This window comes from Salmonella sp. FC25216, from assembly GCF_057751355.1.
Genome location: NZ_JBDGON010000010.1, coordinates 36,706 through 54,704, shown reverse-complemented (window position 1 = coordinate 54,704; position 17,999 = coordinate 36,706). Strand labels below are relative to the sequence as shown.

At 48.1% G+C, this 17,999-nt stretch carries 14 protein-coding genes and 1 other RNA gene; 5 read left to right on the top strand and 10 right to left on the bottom strand.

Annotation, left to right across the window (positions count from 1 at the left end; all coding sequences use genetic code 11):
• Positions 1–60: 60 nt before the first annotated feature.
• Entirely contained in the window at positions 61–2,343 is a 2,283-nt protein-coding gene (locus AC3G3F_RS18745) for an nSTAND3 domain-containing NTPase (protein ID WP_488395532.1), read from the top strand.
• Positions 2,344–2,658: 315 nt separating this feature from the next.
• Here AC3G3F_RS18745 and AC3G3F_RS18740 read toward each other — a convergent pair whose 3' ends face one another.
• Positions 2,659–4,500 (bottom strand): hypothetical protein, encoded by a 1,842-nt coding sequence (locus AC3G3F_RS18740; RefSeq protein ID WP_488395531.1) that lies wholly within the window; start codon positions 4,498–4,500, stop codon positions 2,659–2,661.
• Positions 4,501–4,599: 99 nt separating this feature from the next.
• Between AC3G3F_RS18740 and AC3G3F_RS18735 the strand changes: the two genes are divergently transcribed.
• The 3 genes from AC3G3F_RS18735 (at position 4,600) to AC3G3F_RS18725 (ending at position 7,350) form a co-directional block, all read left to right on the top strand.
• Positions 4,600–4,821 (top strand): AlpA family phage regulatory protein, encoded by a 222-nt coding sequence (locus tag AC3G3F_RS18735; RefSeq protein WP_041692650.1) that lies wholly within the window; start codon positions 4,600–4,602, stop codon positions 4,819–4,821.
• A gap of 30 nt (positions 4,822–4,851) precedes the next feature.
• A complete protein-coding gene (locus tag AC3G3F_RS18730) occupies positions 4,852–6,366 on the top strand; it encodes a DUF3987 domain-containing protein (RefSeq protein ID WP_488395529.1) in 1,515 nt (504 codons plus the stop codon).
• 303 nt (positions 6,367–6,669) lie between these two features.
• The gene (locus AC3G3F_RS18725; RefSeq protein ID WP_488395527.1) at positions 6,670–7,350 is read left to right on the top strand and encodes an inovirus Gp2 family protein; all 681 of its coding nucleotides are present in this window, start codon (positions 6,670–6,672) and stop codon (positions 7,348–7,350) included.
• A gap of 162 nt (positions 7,351–7,512) precedes the next feature.
• Here AC3G3F_RS18725 and arsC read toward each other — a convergent pair whose 3' ends face one another.
• The 3 genes from arsC to AC3G3F_RS18710 are packed head-to-tail and all read right to left on the bottom strand — an operon-like array spanning position 7,513 to position 9,605.
• Entirely contained in the window at positions 7,513–7,938 is a 426-nt protein-coding gene (gene arsC / locus AC3G3F_RS18720; RefSeq protein WP_047041439.1) for a glutaredoxin-dependent arsenate reductase, read from the bottom strand.
• A gap of 12 nt (positions 7,939–7,950) precedes the next feature.
• Positions 7,951–9,240, bottom strand: a complete 1,290-nt coding sequence (locus AC3G3F_RS18715) for an arsenic transporter (RefSeq protein WP_047041442.1) — start codon at positions 9,238–9,240, stop codon at positions 7,951–7,953.
• 44 nt (positions 9,241–9,284) lie between these two features.
• Positions 9,285–9,605: a transcriptional regulator gene (locus tag AC3G3F_RS18710; RefSeq protein WP_047041444.1), complete on the bottom strand. Its 321-nt coding sequence runs from the start codon at positions 9,603–9,605 to the stop codon at positions 9,285–9,287.
• A gap of 85 nt (positions 9,606–9,690) precedes the next feature.
• Here AC3G3F_RS18710 and arsH point away from each other — a divergent pair, with 85 nt between their 5' ends.
• Positions 9,691–10,389, top strand: a complete 699-nt coding sequence (arsH, locus tag AC3G3F_RS18705) for an arsenical resistance protein ArsH (RefSeq protein ID WP_047052018.1) — start codon at positions 9,691–9,693, stop codon at positions 10,387–10,389.
• Between the two features lie 131 nt (positions 10,390–10,520).
• Here arsH and AC3G3F_RS18700 read toward each other — a convergent pair whose 3' ends face one another.
• The 6 genes from AC3G3F_RS18700 to AC3G3F_RS18675 all read right to left on the bottom strand — a co-directional run bounded on the left by AC3G3F_RS18700 (position 10,521) and on the right by AC3G3F_RS18675 (position 17,992).
• Positions 10,521–11,174 carry a LysE family translocator gene (locus AC3G3F_RS18700; RefSeq protein WP_333121443.1) on the bottom strand — a complete coding sequence of 218 codons (654 nt, stop codon included), beginning with the start codon at positions 11,172–11,174 and terminating at the stop codon, positions 10,521–10,523.
• Positions 11,175–11,356: 182 nt separating this feature from the next.
• Positions 11,357–12,598 (bottom strand): integrase, encoded by a 1,242-nt coding sequence (locus AC3G3F_RS18695; protein WP_153259196.1) that lies wholly within the window; start codon positions 12,596–12,598, stop codon positions 11,357–11,359.
• A 202-nt stretch (positions 12,599–12,800) separates the two neighbouring features.
• Positions 12,801–13,163, bottom strand: a transfer-messenger RNA (tmRNA) gene (ssrA, locus tag AC3G3F_RS18690).
• Between the two features lie 71 nt (positions 13,164–13,234).
• Positions 13,235–14,398, bottom strand: coding sequence for a beta-barrel domain-containing protein (locus tag AC3G3F_RS18685; RefSeq protein WP_077918489.1), 1,164 nt, complete (start codon positions 14,396–14,398; stop codon positions 13,235–13,237).
• Between the two features lie 7 nt (positions 14,399–14,405).
• Positions 14,406–16,586 (bottom strand): type I secretion system permease/ATPase, encoded by a 2,181-nt coding sequence (locus AC3G3F_RS18680; RefSeq protein ID WP_023248980.1) that lies wholly within the window; start codon positions 16,584–16,586, stop codon positions 14,406–14,408.
• Positions 16,583–17,992, bottom strand: a complete 1,410-nt coding sequence (locus AC3G3F_RS18675) for a TolC family outer membrane protein (RefSeq protein WP_488395523.1) — start codon at positions 17,990–17,992, stop codon at positions 16,583–16,585. Before AC3G3F_RS18675 ends, AC3G3F_RS18680 begins: the two co-directional genes overlap by 4 nt.
• Positions 17,993–17,999 lie beyond the last annotated feature (7 nt).

Here is a 17,999-nt window from a genome sequence, read left to right as displayed (position 1 = left end):
ACATCCCCAACATGAGCTTTAAAATAGGTATTAATTCAATCCTGAATACCAAGAAAATCAATGCAATCAATCCAATTCGACCTACACAAACTTGGATGGAAGGCTTTCGAGGATCTCGTGTCATGTATCTTGAAAGAGACCTTTGGGCAGACATTTCAAATATTCTCTGACGGTGTTGATGGCGGTCGCGACGGGGCTTTCTATGGCACTTGGTCTGGAACTGGGTTCGGCGATGGCATAAGTAATAGCTTTACTACCCAATGTAAACACACTAGCAAACAAGGTATGAAGCTTTCAAAGGGAGTTGTTAGTGATGAACTTCCTAAGATTGAGCGGCTTGTGAGTGAAGGGCTAGCCGATGTGTACCTTCTATTCACTAATTGTTCAGTTTCCGCAGAAACAGCAGCTGTGATGGAAGAGGATATACGTAAAACTGGTGTAAAGTTCGCAAAGATTTATGGGGCAGAATGGATAAACCACAGCATATCCTTATACCCAAGTCTTAGGCGCATGGTACCCCGAATATATGGCCTTGGTGACCTTTCTCAAATAATTACTAATCAGGCATTTAGGCAGGCGAAAAGTGTTCTCGATTCAATTGCTCCAGATCTTGCATGCTTCGTCCCCACAGAGGCATACCGCCGTTGTGCACACGCTATCAGGGATTACGGATTTATAATGCTGATAGGTGAGCCAGCAAGTGGTAAAACGATGATAGCTAACTTGTTAGCGCTCTCAGCGGCTGATGAGTGGGGACTGCAAACGTTGATTTTAAGTTCGCCGGAAGATTTGGATAGGCAATGGAATCCAGATGATCCAGGACAATTTTTTTGGGTTGACGATGCTTTTGGATCTAATCATTGTGACTTTAACCGAGTCCAGGAATGGAATCAAAGGCTCCCTAAGTTGAAAGCTGCTATACACAAGGGAGCACGAGTGATTTTCACTTCACGCAGCTATATCTTCCGTGCAGCTCAGAATCGCTTAAATACAAATAAATTCGAGTTATTCAGAGATAGTAGAGTCACAATTGAAGTTGAGAAACTCTCCGATCCTGAAAAAGCCATGATTCTGTACAACCACTTGAAGCTTGGGAAACAGACTAAGACTTTTCGAAGGGCAATAAAAAATTTTCTACCGTCGGTAGTATCAGTACCCAAATTTCTTCCAGAAATTGCCCGGAGATTCGCCAATCCGCAGTTCACAAATAAGCTTGTGCCTAACGAAGCTGCAGTCGTTGGTTTTTTCTCAAATCCTACAGGGATCATGGCAGATATTATTGGTGGACTAGCGCCCGCTGAAAGAGCGGCATTAGCCCTTGTATTTTCAAATGGAGGGGAACTACCAATCCCACTTCGGATTGAAAACCCTCAGACAACCAATATCATCACGTCCATGCAATCAAATCTTGGCGACGTAAAAGCAGCATTGTCAGCATTGGATGATTCACTTATCAGAATAAGTAAAACACAAGACGAACACTACTGGAAATTCCGCCATCCAACCATTCGCGATGCTTTCGCAACTGATGTTGCGGGGAATCCAGAACTCATCGATATCTACCTTTCAGGAGTCACAAAGGAAAGATTAATCGAGGAAATCAGTTGTGGGGATATGGGGATCGAGGGGATAAAACTGGTTGTGCCGCACAGTATGTTCAACAGTGTTCTGAACATCATCGATCCCAGTGGTAACAGAGCCCTCATCAGTAGGCCAATACTCACATTTTTGGCAAGTAGATGTTCAACTGATTTCTTGGGGCTTTATTTCAATAGCGACGAAGCAAAGACATATTTGCTTGATTTAATTAGCTCTGCGAGAAGATACGATAATAGCCTGACAATATTGAGTAGGCTGAATATAAATGGTCTACTCGGGGATGACCTCAGAAGAAAAGTGCTGGATAAACTGAGCGTTCTTGCCTCAATAAACCATTCAGATTGTTTCATTGACGCCGACTTTGTCGGAGTTTTACTTTCAAAAGAAGAGAATGAAGCCAGACTTTCTGTCCAAAAAGTCGAGTTTTACTCTAATATGAATGAAATAATCCAAGATATAGAGGACTCTTGGGCTACTGACGACGATGTAGACGAAGCATTTTACGATGTCACACGCCTTTTGGAGCGATTTCGTGACGAGAACAATGAATTGTACTGTGAGGATTTTTATGATGAAGATGAATGGCAAAAATCTGAACAATTCATTCGTGAAATCGAAATTAGGAAAGATAAGCTCAAGCTTCAGCAATCCGAAGCAGTGGATTACGATGAACTAGAAGCTGAAGAAGCCCAGAGTACAGATTTGCAATTGGGGCGGAGTATTTTCGATGATGTTGACGAGTAAGTTCTTGGGGAATTCTTGGTAGCCTGTCTGGCATGTTTAGAGATTCAAAGATTTTAAATGCAACATTACGATATATTGTGATTTTAAAATGGGCTTAATTTGGGGTTAGTAGTATTAGCTCAGGTCTGAGCTAATACAGATTAATCGATCAAGTATAGCGTGAGATAGATTTTCTTAATGTTGGTTATCTATATTAATATTAACTGAAATTTTGAAAAAAAATCCAGTTCCCCCCTGCTACAGCCGCTACATGTAGCGGCTGTAGCAGGGGGGAACATGTCTCTGGTTTACCCTGCATTGCCTTCCCCCTTAAGATCAGCAAGCTTTTTTGATAGCGAGTTGTAATGCCTTACATATCTTCTCTCTAACATGTTGCGATCTATCTGTTGTTCCTGCAAACATCACAATATTTACCATAGGTTCTTTAGGATATCTCAAATAATGAATAAGAATGTTCAGACTAGTAAGACAATTATGTAGTGTACAGTTATCAAGAAAACCGATCAGATTTTCACTCAGTTCGCGTGCTGTCAAAATTTTATTTTGTAGAATAAGTTCAGAAAGTTCTTCGCTTTGAATATTCTCATCGGTTTCTTTAAGCAATCGATTCAATTTATCTAATGCACATTCTATCTCATCCAATAGACCATATATAGCCTGTGGATAAATGTCAAAGGGCTCCGCCTCATCGGGGGCGTTAATTTTTATTATCATACAGTTGTATGTTTTTATTGCACGCATGATAATCATGTTATTTGCGCACGAAACGACTGGACCTTCTATTTCCCCCTTAGTTAATGCAATATGATCTGGTGTAATGCTTTGATTAACCATTGCGCCGTTTATAAGTGACAGCAATGTTTTGTTTCTGATTGTATTCCTTTTAATCTTTATTTTTAGAGCAAGCTTTATGATCGCGAAGGCTGATGGTAAATAGCCAAATGGTAAATTTTTAAAATCAATGTCATTAAGCAATAGATATGCTTCATTAAGTTTGTTATGGCAGAGGAAATAAATTATGTTTGATAGTTTTGCGTAAGGTTTTAGAACATCGGAATGTACGGTGTGATTTAGGTATGAAGACATATCTAAAAAGATAGAATGATGCCAGGAGTATTCGGTGTTAGCACTGAAAACAATTCTCTTTAAAAGTTGGATGTAATAAAACTCTCTATCTTTTATGTTAATTGTTATGGGCCAGATAGCCTCTTTAAAGAATGCCAGTGTTATGTCATGAATCAGTGTTTCATCATAACCTGAAGAGTATAGGTACCGACATAAAATGCCATAGCTAGAATTATAATTGATTCCGTTAGTAACAGTGTATCTGTAATTTCTGGATAACGGGTTTACTGCTGAAGTTTCTCGTTCGAAGACCAATAATAGATTGAGTGATAAATAGGCTCGCTCGATGATGTCTAAATTATGTTCGTGAGCAGAGACATCTTCTCTGGGGATCATGTTTTCTTTATGCTCGGCTCGGCATAAATTTATTTTTTGTTTAATACTTGCATTGCTTTGTCCACGATCTAATTTTATGTTTGAAATGAAGTTCTTAATTGAGCCGAGATTGGCTTCGGTTGAAAATTGAAGATGGCTTATAAGTTCTCGCAGATATTTTTGTACGCTCTTATAAATAGGTCTCGCGTCATCTAATTCGAAAGGGCAATGTTCGCTTGTTAAAAAACAATGGATATGATAATAGAAATGTGACTCATCATCTGGTTCTAAGGTGTTGTATATATCCAAAGCCACAATCGGAGGCAATGCAGAACGGATATATCGTTCTGCTACTTTTTTGTTGTCTAAATGCGAAAAAACAGGGATACGCATTAACGCATTATACAGTTGCTCATATTTGAAAAAAATCGCTCGCCTTTTATAGTGATCAAAAACTTGTTTGGGGTCTATTTTTTTTATGATGTCATCATAGCCGCTATCAAAAATATCACCATCACCATCACCATCACCATCACCATCACCATCACCAGACTCAGCTTTTTCCTCATCAGGAGTATTACGAGTTTTGCCAAAAAAAGATTGATGGTACGAAAAGTTGCCATTCCTGAGCACAGCACGCCGCTTATCGCCTTTTTCGAATAAATCAAAGGCCTGGTACAGATGATGCATCATATCTGCAAAAACATGAGTCGCCATTTTCCCTCCGGTTGGTTTCCATTTTTTGACGAGGACAGTATCTCAGATGGTGTGAGAAAGTTCGAATCCAGCTAAAGACATCCAACAGGAGAAGTGAAAATGTCGAACATTAGTGAACAAAAAGCACAATCGCTACGCATCCTGCGCATGACTGAGTTGACAGTAATACTGGGGATCTCACGCTCAAGTATCTACGAGAAATTGAATCCGAAATCCAGGTACTACGATGCCGAGTTTCCCAAACCGGTCCGGTTAGGGGCTGCATCCGTAGGGTGGCGATCTACTGCTATTGACGAGTGGATTGCTTCCCGAACCGTCTAATTTTTTTGCAAAAAAACAAAGGATGATGCAATGAACAAAAAAAATGCACACAAAAATAATCAAGAGCATAACCTGCGATTTGAGCTGCTACCCAGCCACTTTAGGCGTTGGGCCTTGCATTTACACTACATAACTGGAGTGGCTGTCGAGATAATCGTTGTTACGTTATTAGCCTTTTTAGGACTGGCCTGTCAGGATTTGTGCTGTGTTCAACTGGGCAATAAACAGCGATCTCCTCTGGCATTATATCTGCTGCTACTTTCAAGGTCTGGCAGTGGCAAGTCACGGATATTCAGATTGCTAAAGGTTCCTGTTGAACAACTGGAGCGGGAGTTTGAAGATGCTTATCGTGCTGAGCTTGAGGAATATGAACGAAAAATTATTCTCTGGGAGGCTGAGTTTAAAGTATTAAACAAGCTTTATAAAAAAGAGCTGAGCCAGCGGGTAGATTCCACCGCGTCGATGAAGAACCTTGACGAATGTCTCCGCCGAAAGCCGAAGAAACCCATAAGAAAATTTATTATTTTAACAAACCCGACATCTGAAGCTCTCGCCAAAGAACTCGGGCTGGGATATCCAAATAAGGCACTCTTTAACGATGAAGCAGCAGGTGTATATACGAGCGGTTTGTATAATGATCCAGCACCTTTCAATACATTCTGGTGTTGGGATAAAGTCACCATTAACAGGGTGTCACGGGAAAGCTTTGTTATTGAAAATTATGTTTTTTCATCTTTTTTGATGATGCAACCTTATCCATATAACAATGGCAGCAGACAGAAAAGATCAAAAATCAGATATACCGGATTGCTGGCCCGTACTCTAATGATAGATCTGGAGCAGATTACAGAATTGTGCACCTTCAATGAGCACTATGCACAGGATGAAGCTGCGATGGATGAACTTTATTCAGTGATGACGGAACTTATGAAGGCTGGGGTTGAGCGTAGAGAAAATAACGATGAATATACAGATCTTACCCTGACACCTGATGCACAGGTACTACTGGATAATACTTCGTCGAATTTACAGCAACACATGAAGCCTGGAGGTTCCCTGCATCATTATGATGATATAGGTGCTCGTTATATCGAGCAAAGCCTCCGAATCGCTGGTGTATTCCAGATTTCTTGTGACCCTGACTCGACAGCAATTACAAATGAAAATCTGCTATCTGCCTTGCATCTGACGGATTGGTTTATCACTCACACCATCACAAAATTGGATGCAACAAGGGAGCTCAGCGATGTTGAAAAACTACTGAACTGGCTTGAGGCTGAGCTTGACAACAATCGCTCTTTCGTTTTTCAAAGAAATAAAATCATCAAATATGGTCCAGCTGCAATCAGAAGTTCAGAACGGCTTATGCCTGCGCTGGAGAAACTTGAAGAGGATAGTATGGTTCAACAGTATAAAGAGAGCGTTACTGGGATAAATTGTGTCAAATTTGTCGGTTCGGAGACCACTCCTGATGAATTATGGGCCCGATTGAATCTTCCATTAGAAAAATTGCCTGAAATTACGCGAAGCAAGCTACCTAGGTAAGTATAACTTCAGAGTAATTAGTGTTAAATATCAACTGGTTATGCATTTGTCCTGACCAGGTGTGCAGCGGCTTCCCTTATCACTAATCAGTTGTATTAGGCACCTGGTAAGTCCGGTATATGTAATATATGTCCGTCTTCCATACATACCTATGTCAACCAAGAATAAGTATATAAAACAGCATAATACACACCAGTGAATTAAGGTGATCCTACTGCAATAGGGTACCGTAACCACAGCTTAAACCATCCCCACAATAACCTGGGTAGCTATCGGCTACCCATTACCCAGTGAACTCATATTATGAAATCACCTTACAGATTAACTGAAAAAGAATTTAAGGCCCTGCAACAGGAAGCAAAAGAGAAATATGACTCTTCGATATCATGGCATATGCTCCGTAGAACGCTCGATGTCATATTTAACTTTTCAGAGAAACATGACCGGATATTCACGTTACGGGCTGATTTTCGGTTTGCTCAGTCCCATGTGTCTGGAGAGCCAGATATGCCGATATGTTTTCAGAAAGATGATGAGAAAGCCATTACTCGGGCTATAGAATCCCTGAAAAGCCAGCTACGGGAAGAACACAAACGTTCAGGTCGGGCTGGTAAGCCTTCACCATTCGGGTATATCTGGGCAAGAGAGCGTGTAACCGGGGAACGCCCTCACTACCATCTGGTTCTGCTGTTCAACAAAGACGTTTACGGTTATCTGGGCGATTATAGTAAGCCTGACGCTGATAATATGGGGACCCGGATACAGAAAGCATGGTGCAGTGCGATTGGTCTAGAATATCCTTACTATGCCAGTCGGGTTGAATTCCCTGAGAATCACAGTGCCTGGTTCACCCGGCAGGATGCGTTAACGTTAAGTCCCGATTATTACGACTTCCTGCTGCGGGTTGCTTACATGGCAAAAGAGTACAGTAAAGATTTCCATGATGGTTATCGTAACTTCGGTACAAGTCAGCTTATAGTTTGATTATTTGATAACGAAAGGGGCTCATTGCCCCTGTAACTCTGTTTTCAAATCAAATTTGACCTGACGCACCTATGACATATACCTGACCTGATTGGCCGCTATGAGCGAAAAGCGGACGCCCGCATAGCGTAAACAGGCGTCCGATATTTTGAAGTGGGTAGATTAATTAACCCGCTTCCCCGTTTCGTCAATGACCGTCTCGCCATCCTCTTTGATAAACGCTCCTTTCTGGCCTTCCGGTAGAATATCCAACACTATTTCTGAAGGGCGGCAAAGACGAGTGCCAAGCGGCGTAACGACAATCGGCCGATTAATCAGGATCGGATGCTGAAGCATAAAATCAATCAACTGCTCATCAGAAAATTTGTCTTCATCAAGACCCAACTGCTCATAAGGTTCGACGTTCTTACGCAGCAATGCACGTACTGAAATACCCATATCTGAAATCAGTTTGCTAAGTTCATCACGAGTCGGGGGAGTATCGAGATAATAAATAATGGTTGGTTCGTTACCGCTGTTACGGATCATCTCCAGCGTGTTACGTGAGGTGCCACAGGCTGGATTGTGATAGATGGTAATGTTGCTCATATCTGTATCTCATTACAAAGTGATGGAGAGCCGCAACGCCAGCGCGGCCAGAGTGATAAACAGCACGGGCAGAGTCATGATAATGCCGGTGCGGAAGTAATATCCCCAGGTGATCGTCATATTTTTCTGGGCAAGCACATGCAGCCACAGCAGGGTTGCCAGACTGCCTATCGGGGTGATTTTCGGGCCTAAATCACAGCCAATCACATTGGCATAAATCATTGCCTCTTTGACGACGCTAGTCGCCGTACTACCGTCAATCGACAGCGCGCCAATCAGCACCGTCGGCATATTGTTCATCACTGATGAGAGAAATGCCGTCAGGAAGCCGGTGCCGAACGTCGCTGCCCATAACCCCTTGTCTGCCAGCAGATTCAGCACACCAGACAGGTACTCCGTGAGTCCTGCATTGCGCAGGCCATAGACCACGAGGTACATGCCCAGCGAGAAAATAACGATCTGCCATGGCGCACCGCGCAGGACTTTCCCGGTGTTGATGGCATGGCCTCGTTTCGCCACCACAAACAGCACTGCTGCGCCAGCCGTTGCTATCGCACTGACCGGGATCCCCAGCGGCTCCAGAACAAAGAAACCGACAAGCAGCAATAACAGAACAATCCAGCCCGCCCTGAAGGTTGCCGGATCCTTGATTGCACTGGCAGGCTTCTTCAGCAGCGAAACGTCATACGTTGCCGGAATATCCCTGCGGAAGAAGAAATGCAGCATGATCAGCGTGGCCGCAATCGCTGCCGCATCCACGGGGATCATAACGGAAGCGTACTGCGTAAAACCCAGACCGAAGAAGTCCGCCGAGACGATATTAACCAGGTTAGAAACAATGAGTGGCAGGCTGGCCGTATCTGCAATAAATCCTGCAGCCATGACAAAGGCCAGTGTCGTGCCCTGGCTGAACCCCAGTGCGAGCAGCATCGCAATCACAATCGGCGTCAGGATCAGCGCAGCACCATCATTGGCGAACAAAGCAGCGACAGCGGCACCGAGCAACACTATCCAGGTAAACAGCAGGCGACCACGTCCGTTCCCCCAGCGGGAGACGTGCAGTGCGGTCCACTCAAAGAAGCCGGCCTCATCGAGCAGCAGGCTGATGATAATGACAGCAATAAATGCCGCTGTCGCGTTCCAGACGATATTCCAGACAACGGGAATATCAGTGATATGGATGACACCGGTTACTAGCGCCAGCACAGCCCCGATACTCGCACTCCAGCCAATGCTCAAGCCTCTGGGTTGCCAGATCACCAGTATCAGCGTCAGTAAAAATATACTCCCTGCCAAAAGCATCTCAGACTCCGTTATATATGATTATGTAAATGTGTTTTCTTTTCTCAGCATGAGGTGCAGGCTGATTTATCCAGCCATTCACGCACATCCTCCCGCATACACTGCCAGGACGTCGTGATTGTCTCAGCAGCCCATGCCGGTATGTGGGGGGACAGACGATAGTGGATCCATTTGCCTTCACGACGATCCAGAACCAGCCCAGCCTCGCGAAGGATAGCCATATGTCGCGAGACTTTGGGCTGCGATTCGGAAATGGTTGCACAGATATCACAGACGCACAGTTCTCCTGACTCCCGGAGAATCATGACGATGGCGAGCCGGGTTTCATCCGACAGGATTTTGAAAAGCTGAACAGGTTGTAGCATTTTTCACTCCGTTCCCTTTAGAATATATATATGGTAAATCATATATGTTAAATTTGAAATCTTCTGATCTCTCCGGAGTAGAAAAATGGAACAATTTCCAGCCCTGAATAGTGAATGCTTTGATCAACACATCGCCGAGCGCCTGCACCTGCACGAGCCGCCGCGGATTCTGATCCTATATGGCTCAGTTAGAGAGCGCTCCTACAGCCGCTTTGCCGCGGAAGAAGCTGGTCGCCTGCTGACGGCGATGGGCGCGGAGGTAAAAATCTTTAACCCCTCAGGTTTACCCCTGCCGGATGATGCACCGGACACGCATCCTAAAGTCACCGAGCTGCGCGGTCTGGTCAGATGGTGTGACGGGATGGTGTGGAGTTCTCCGGAACGGCACGGGGCTATGAGCGCAGTTATGAAGGCGCAGATTGACTGGATACCATTAAGTGAAGGCGCAGTTCGTCCTTCGCAGGGAAAAACACTTGCGGTAATGCAGGTCTGCGGTGGTTCCCAGTCCTTCAATGCAGTGAACCAGATGCGTATTCTGGGTCGGTGGATGCGGATGTTTACGATCCCCAACCAGTCCTCCGTAGCCAAGGCATGGCAAGAGTTCGACGAAAACGGCCGAATGAAACCTTCGTCATGGTATGACCGCATCGTCGATGTAGCCGAGGAGCTGTTTAAAATCACACTGCTGCTTAAGGGACAAACCGGTTATCTTGCGGATCGTTACAGCGAGCGAAAAGAGAGCCATCATGAGCTTTCATCCCGTGTCAATCAGGACAAAATATAACGTCTGTTCTTCGTGAATCCATACTGCATGAGCTTAACAACGTCCGCTATTGGCACGATGCGGACCAGGTTATTGAGCTGAAGGTCCGCTGTGAGCGAGAAGCGGACCTGGGTTTACCGATTCGGAAAAACTTAATTGGCAGATTTCGATACGACACCAGACCCGCTAAATAACATGCGGATACCGAGGCCTATCATGACAACGCCAGTAAATCGTTCCTGCCATTTGATAAAGCCTGGGTGTTTACTTAGCCAGTTTCCAAATGTTCCTGATGCCATCGCGACTGACCCCAGGGAAACAATTCCTGCCAGTTTCTGGATACTACCCAGAACGAGCAATTGCAACCAAACAGGACCCGCTGCGGGATCGACAAACTGAGGAAGAAAAGCAAACATGAACAGCAGGGATTTTGGGTTAGTCAGGCTGTTCAGGGCGCCTTCCTTAACGGCATTCCAGTCAGAAATTTTTGCTGTTTTCCGCAGCCGCGTATCAGTGCCTGAAGTCGCAATCATTTTTATGCCCAGCCACATCAGATAAGCCGCACCAGCCCACCTTAACAGATCTAGCGCAACCGGCCAGGCATGAACAACGGTTACCAGCCCCAGGACAAGAAAAGAAACTTGCACAAAGCCTGCTACAAATACATTACCCAGTACCGTAAGCAGTGCAATACGTCTTCCCTGACCGACTCCTCTGGCGATAGTTAGCATCATGTCTGGCCCCGGAGAAATCTCCAGAAGCGTCAGCGCGAGAAGAAAAGTTATAAACGTTTCGATGGAAGGCATCTTGGTAGAGTCCGGAACAATATTTCCGCTACGTTACCTCAGTCCGATTCGAGCCGAAAGCGGAATATACTGCAGCGTCCGCTCCTGGCACAAACCAGACTGTCAGATTCGATGGCGATCTATTCCAGGACAGGTTTGAGCCAATGCACCTTTGCTGGGAAAACACCAGTCCAGCTCAAAATTCAGCCCACAAGTTTTAACCCCGTTTTCCCAGTTTCAACAATGCTCCCTCTGTCGGCCTTGCTAACAAAATCAGCCCACCACTGCATCATCGGACGGCGTTGCTCAAGGTAATCGCTGCGGTTATAAGCGCGACGTACCTCATTTTTGTCCACATGAGCCAGTGCTGCTTCAATGACATCAGGTGGAAATCCTTCCTCATTGAGTGCCGTACTAGCGATAGAACGTAAACCGTGTGATACGAGAACGCCTCCTAAGCCAGCACGCTTAAGAGCTGCATTCACTGTCTGGCTGTTCATCGGCTGGATTGGTTTGATGCGACTGGGAAAGATAAATTCTCGGCCACCACTGAAAGACTTCATCAATTCCAGAATAGCGAGAGCTCCATCAGATAATGGAACCGTATGGTCCCGGTTCATCTTCATTCGAGCAGCAGGAATTTTCCATTCGTTGGCATCAAAATCGATCTCATCCCATCTCGCTTCAGAGGCTTCGGCAGGGCGGGTAATGGTGAGAAGTTGCCACATGAACAAGCACCGTGTTGACAGACTGATGCTGGCCGTACGCATAGTCTGCATTAATTGTGGAAGTTGATCCGGGTGGATACTTGGCATGTTTTTCTTCTGCGGTTTCTCGAATGCTTTCCCGATGTTTACGCTGGGAACCGCATCAATTAGGCCTGTGTTCTGCGCATAAATCATCACTTCGTTAATACGCTGACAAAGGCGGCGAACAGTCTCTAATGCACCTCTGGCCTGAACCGGCTGAACAGCTTTAACCAGAGTATGAGCCTTAATCTCAGTGACGCTGATATCACCGATTGCTGGGAAAACATCTCTCTCAAGCGAGCGCCAGATATCGTCGGCATAGTCCTCTGTTACGCTGGTTTTCTTCACATTCCACCAACGCTCGGCAACTAACAAGAAGGTGTTGGTTTTGGCCTCTTGAGAATTCCTCACCTGTTCTTTCTGGTGTTCCTGAGGATCAATATCTTTTGCCAATAAAACTCGAGATTCGGCTCTGAGTTTACGCGCATCAGAAAGTGAGACAGCAGGGTAGGCACCGAAGCTCTGCTTGGTTCGCTGCTTTGTCAGAGGTCGATAGTAACGGAACTGCCAGAGCTTACTACCACTGGACTTGATTAACAGAGTAAGCCCGTCACCATCATACAGCTGGTAATCGGCATCTTTAGGTTTGGCGGCTTTGATTTCCGTATCGGTTAACGGCTTGGTTTTTCTTGCCATGGGAGTCTCCATGCGTTTAGGCCCAACGAAAACAATAGAGCTTTTCGTTGGGCCTATCAATGGGCCTAAAAGGTTCGGATTTAATTAGTTCTCTTCGGACTTCGCGGGACAAATTGAGGGCACAAAAAAGCCCGCAGGGCTTACGCCGTGCGGGCTCTTAGGACTTCATCGGATGACTCTGGTAATCACCGATGGAGAATTTTGGTGGAGCTGGCGGGAGTTGAACCCGCGTCCGAAATTCCTACATCCTCGGTACTACATGCTTAGTCTGTCTTTACATTCGCCTGGCACCTGCGGACGGACACGCCACTACCAGACTAGCCTGATTCGTTTTAACGCTTCAACCCCAGGCAAGGCATCCACGCGATCTCTTTTGGGTTTGACCTCTCTTGATCCCCGTCCTAAGAGCGGAGGCTAGGGAGAGAGGGCTCTAAGCAGGTTATTAAGCTGCTAAAGCGTAGTTTTCGTCGTTTGCGACTATTTTTTTGCGGCTTTTTACGAGGCCAACCGCCCCTCGGCATGCACCTTGGGTTTCGCAAATCCCGTCGAATCCAGAATCAGCCCCAATGTGTAAGTTGAGTATAACAGACTTGTGACACGCGTGACCAGCCCCCGTATCTTCTTATCCTCAACGATTTACCGCTCGCGCAGCGCTTCTTTCGCTCGATTAAACGGTTTGATTAAATAGTCGACGATGGTTTTTTCACCGGTTTTGATATCCACCGTGGCGATCATGCCTGGAACAATCGAAAAACGGCGTCCAATTTTATTTTGTAGATAGTCCTGATGGGTGCGGATAAACACACGATAGTAGAAAATTTCCGGCTTCACCTTATCCTGAATGGTGTCCGGTGAAATGGTTTCTACTACGCCGTCAAGCCCGCCGTAAATGGCGTAATCATAAGCGGTGATTTTAACCAATGCGCGCTGGCCGGGATGAATAAAGGCGATATCACGCGGCGAAAGACGGGTTTCAATCAGCAGACGATCGTCTACCGGTACTATCTCCATCATCTCGCCGTTAGGCGGGATCACGCCGCCAATCGTCGTGACCTGGATATTCTTAACAATACCGCGTACCGGCGAACGTACGGTGAGGCGGGTAACGGAATCCTCGCGTCCTTTTAAAATGGCGGAGAGCATATCGACCTCGGCGTTCGCTTTCGACAACGCTTCGCGTGCCTGTACATAATATTGTGAGCGCAGGTCGGTAATTTTTAAGCCTAAATCACTTTTTTGTCGTTGCAGTCGCAGTACTTCAACATGACTGGCCGCGCCGCTTTTTTCCAGCCGCTGGGTAATGGCCAGCTCTTTATTAACCGATACCAGAGCATCCCGTAGTTCGGCTTCAGTATCGGCCAGTTGCGCACGGCGGCTTTTATAGAGACGCGTCTCTGCGGCAATCAGATCCGGCCAGCCGTTTAGCTCATCGGGGAAGGCGAGGGGTAAGTCGCTGACTTCCGCGGTTAACCGTGCGCTGGAGGCGAGTGAAGCGCGATATTTTGCCGCACTTTCGCCGACATTGGACGCCAGACGCGTAGGATCAAGCCTGGCGACAATCTGGTTAGCCTGGACCCTGTCGCCTTCCCGCACCGTCAATTGCGCCAGGATGCCGCCATCCAGCGACTGCAGAACCTGTTCGCGTGAACTGGGGATCACTTTCCCGTTGCCAGTGGAAACCTCATCCAGCCGGCCAAACCACGCCCAGATGCCGAGAATGAGAAATAACAGTGAGCAGATCAGAACAATACGACCCGCGCCGGAAAACGCCCGTTCACGCTGAATATCGGGATCGTCCATCGCGGCATCATGCTGACTGATTTTCATTTTTCCACTCCCTACGGTGACTTTGCATCCGATCCGCGTTAAGCGCCTGCGCTTTTGGCGCGTCCATCACCAGTTGCCCTTCTTTCAGGACAACGACACGCTCAACCAGCTCCAGTATTGGTACCCGGTGCGTCGCGACGATCAGGGTACGGTTGCCAAGCCATTGATGTAACCGCTGAATAAACTCTCGTTCCGTATGTTCGTCCAGCGAGGCGCTGGGTTCGTCAAGTAGCACAATATTGGGGGAGCGCAGCAGCATTCTCGCCAGCAACAGGGACTGACGCTGCCCGCCGGACAGGCCGTTACCGCCTTCCATAATGGGATGATCCAACCCTTTTGCCAGCCGTCTGACGAAGACGGCGCCGCCGCTGACTTCGAGCGCGTCAAAAATCTGTTCATCGCTGGCGTGTGGCGCGCCGAGCGTCAGGTTCTCACGTAGGCTACCGAAAAAAAGCCGCGCGTTCTGGCTAAGAAAGCCGATGTTGCGGCGCAAATCCGCCATATCGATGTGCGGCAAGCTGAGATTATCAATCCGGGCCTCTCCCTGAATCATCTCCAGGCCACCCGCCATCGCCTGTAAAAGTGTGGATTTACCCGCACCGTTACGCCCTAGTATCGCAATCCGCTCGCCTGGCATGATCTCCAGACGCACGAGGCGCAGCGGTATGCGTTGATCGTCGTTATGGTAACGAAACTGAGCGTTTTCAAAGAGGTAATGCCCGTGGAGGATGTCGCGGTGTATCAGGCTATCGTCATGCTGTGTCTCGGTGGGCAGTTGCATAATGTTGTCGAGACCCATCTTCGCCGCTTTCACCTGCTGCCAGCGCGCCAGCACGCCGCACAGGTTGGCCATTGGCGCGATCATCCGCGAGCCGAGCATCGACGCGGCGACCACCGCGCCGGTAGTCATACTGCCTTCAATGACCATCGGCGCGCCGAACATAATCACCGCGGCATACACCAGACTTTGTACCGACATCCCCCAACTGATAAGCCCTTGCGTGAGTTTGCGGGTGCGTAGACCCGACTCACCGGTAATACGGATATAGCTATTCCACTGCTGGAGAAAGCGGTTCTCCGCCTGCATCAGTTTAATATCTTCCAGCCCCTGAACGCTTTCAACTAAGACTGCATTGCGTAGCGTCGCTTCGTGGGCGGCCTGGTTGGCAAGGACAGCCAGTTTTTTTTGCAGTGCGACGCCCGGCAGGATCATCAGCAGAGCCGCCACTGGCGCTATCCATGCCAGCGGTGGGGCGATAATCGCCAGGACTATCATAAACAGGAAAAAGAAAGGCAGATCGACAATGGTCGCCAGCGTTGAAGAGGTGATCATCTCGCGGATCTGCTCCAGTTCGCGTAACTGCGAGATAAAACTGCCGGTGGAACGGGGGATAGCGCTGTTGCGCAGCCTTAACGCATGACCGAATACCCGATCGGAAATGCGCATATCGGCACGTTTACCGAGCACGTCCATAATGTGCGTACGCGCTTCACGCAGAAGAAAACCGAACAACACCGCTACCAGCACGCCGAAGGAGAGAACGTACAGGGTAGGATACGACTGTGCGGGGATCACCCGATCGTAAACCTGCATAGAAAAGACAATCCCGGCCAGCGACAGCACGTTAATTAGAAAGGCGGCGACCATTACCGGTAAATAAGGGCGGATATCCTGCAGAACCAACTCGCGCATCCAGTCGGGTTTAAAGCGGGAGATATAGCGGTCGACGCGGCTATCCTTGAGCGCCGATAGCGGGCGTAGCGCGGCAACATAGCGGATCTCCGGCAATAACTCGTTGAGCGTCAGGCGGTTACGCTGACCCTCTTCTTCGATCACAAAAACATCTACCGCATCTTCGCCATCAACATGTTCGATGACCAATAACTGCCCGTCCCGGAGCTCGACAACCAATGGCAATCGCCACTGACTAAATGCCGTTTTGTCTATGCCCGGCGCATGAAAGGATAAACCCGCCTGCCGCGCGAGCTGCGTTAAGGCGGTCGTTCTGCTTTTCCCCCTAAACCACGGGGCGTTGGCCTGAATCGAACCGGGAGAACAGGCAACGCGATAATGACCGGCGACATGGCTGATGGCCTGCGCCCATTGGCTCAGCGCGCGCTCACTGAGTACCTCTTCTATATCGGGGGCGGCGCGGGTCATGGCTGGATCTCCACGGATTGAATACTGCGATGATTTAACGCGAACGCCTGACGAAGCGCGCCGGTGTTATACAGACAGTTCAGTTGCAACTGATGCAACTGGCTTTCCGTTTGCAGTTCGGCAAAGCGCGCCTGGTAAACTTCCTGTTCCGCATTAAGCACGTCAAGCAGTGGGCGCGAACCGAGGTCAAGGTATTGCTGCTGATACAGTTCACGCGTGTGTTCGCTAAGCTGCTGTTGCCGACGAAGGATTTGTAACGCGCTGGCAAGACTCATTGCCTGGCTGCGCGCCTCCATCAGTTTCTGGCGGACATCAAGCCGGGTGCGCTGAATGGTCGATTGAGCCGCGTCTACCGCATGGCTGGCAGCGTTGCGCCGGGCGGTCAACCCTCCGCCCTGGTAAAGCGGCATCTCAACTTTCACCCAGGTGGAATACTGGGTTTTATCGAGCACTTCATGACTGGGATATTTATCATTGAGATAATGTTGTACGGAAGGTTCGAGCGAAATCGTCGGCGTCATTTGCGCGTTGGCATATTCCAGATTCGCCCGCGCAACGTTGGCCTGCGCCCAGGCGGCCAGTACCGCGGGCACCAGCCGATCGTCGGGAGTCGACGTCTCACAGCTGCGAGCGAGTTTTGCCGGGAAGTCATTATTGATGCCATTAAGCGAATTCCAGCCCAGCCAGCTCATCAGTGATGCTTTCGCACTGTCGAGATTGGCCTGATACTGCGCCAGTTGCGAGCGGGCGGATTCGATTCTGGCTTCGGTTTGCACTACGTCAGATAGCGACGTGGCGCCTTCATCGCTGCGCTGCCGGATAAGTTTACCGATGCCGTCCAGCGCGACGAGCTGTTCTTCCGCCGCTTCTACCATTTGCTGCCAGCTCTGCGTTTGAACAATGGCGTTGGCGGTTTCGTGCGCGACGGTATCAATACTGAGCAACACATTGGCCTGTTGCTGCGCTGCGCCTGCGGTTTCGGCGCGAACCTGGCTTGCCACTTTGCCGAAGTCATAAAGCATTTGCGATACCGACAGCACCAGCGAGGGGCTATACCCGTGATCGGTGTAGGTATTGCTGTACCCATTGTTCACGCCAGCGCTGACTTGCGGATAATATTTCGATCTGGCGACCTCTATTTGTTGATTCTGTGCGAGCAGTTTGCCGACGGCTTCGCGAATAGAAGGATGCCAGTTAACGGCGCGATTGACCGCGTCATTGAGCGTCAGGTTGCCCGGCGCGGCGGCGCTGAGCGGTAACTCGGCGGCGGAGCCATCCAGCGAAGGAAGCATCTGGTTCGTTGCTAATCCTTCGGATGTAATGATCGGCGGCACTTCTGCGCCCCGGGTCTGATGATGAAACAAAGCAAATGCCAGTACGATGGCGACAGGCGCGACTTTTCCCATAGTTTAT

Coding starts and splice junctions, on each gene's coding strand:
- AC3G3F_RS18745 (WP_488395532.1), top strand. CDS start 61: ATGCAATCAATCCAATTCGACCTACACAAACTTGGATGGAAGGCTTTC.
- AC3G3F_RS18695 (WP_153259196.1), bottom strand. CDS start 12,598: ATGGCAAGAAAAACCAAGCCGTTAACCGATACGGAAATCAAAGCCGCC.
- AC3G3F_RS18735 (WP_041692650.1), top strand. CDS start 4,600: ATGTCGAACATTAGTGAACAAAAAGCACAATCGCTACGCATCCTGCGC.
- AC3G3F_RS18680 (WP_023248980.1), bottom strand. CDS start 16,586: ATGACCCGCGCCGCCCCCGATATAGAAGAGGTACTCAGTGAGCGCGCG.
- AC3G3F_RS18700 (WP_333121443.1), bottom strand. CDS start 11,174: ATGCCTTCCATCGAAACGTTTATAACTTTTCTTCTCGCGCTGACGCTT.
- AC3G3F_RS18740 (WP_488395531.1), bottom strand. CDS start 4,500: ATGGCGACTCATGTTTTTGCAGATATGATGCATCATCTGTACCAGGCC.
- AC3G3F_RS18710 (WP_047041444.1), bottom strand. CDS start 9,605: ATGCTACAACCTGTTCAGCTTTTCAAAATCCTGTCGGATGAAACCCGG.
- arsC (WP_047041439.1), bottom strand. CDS start 7,938: ATGAGCAACATTACCATCTATCACAATCCAGCCTGTGGCACCTCACGT.
- arsH (WP_047052018.1), top strand. CDS start 9,691: ATGGAACAATTTCCAGCCCTGAATAGTGAATGCTTTGATCAACACATC.
- AC3G3F_RS18730 (WP_488395529.1), top strand. CDS start 4,852: ATGAACAAAAAAAATGCACACAAAAATAATCAAGAGCATAACCTGCGA.
- AC3G3F_RS18715 (WP_047041442.1), bottom strand. CDS start 9,240: ATGCTTTTGGCAGGGAGTATATTTTTACTGACGCTGATACTGGTGATC.
- AC3G3F_RS18725 (WP_488395527.1), top strand. CDS start 6,670: ATGAAATCACCTTACAGATTAACTGAAAAAGAATTTAAGGCCCTGCAA.
- AC3G3F_RS18675 (WP_488395523.1), bottom strand. CDS start 17,992: ATGGGAAAAGTCGCGCCTGTCGCCATCGTACTGGCATTTGCTTTGTTT.
- AC3G3F_RS18685 (WP_077918489.1), bottom strand. CDS start 14,398: ATGGACGATCCCGATATTCAGCGTGAACGGGCGTTTTCCGGCGCGGGT.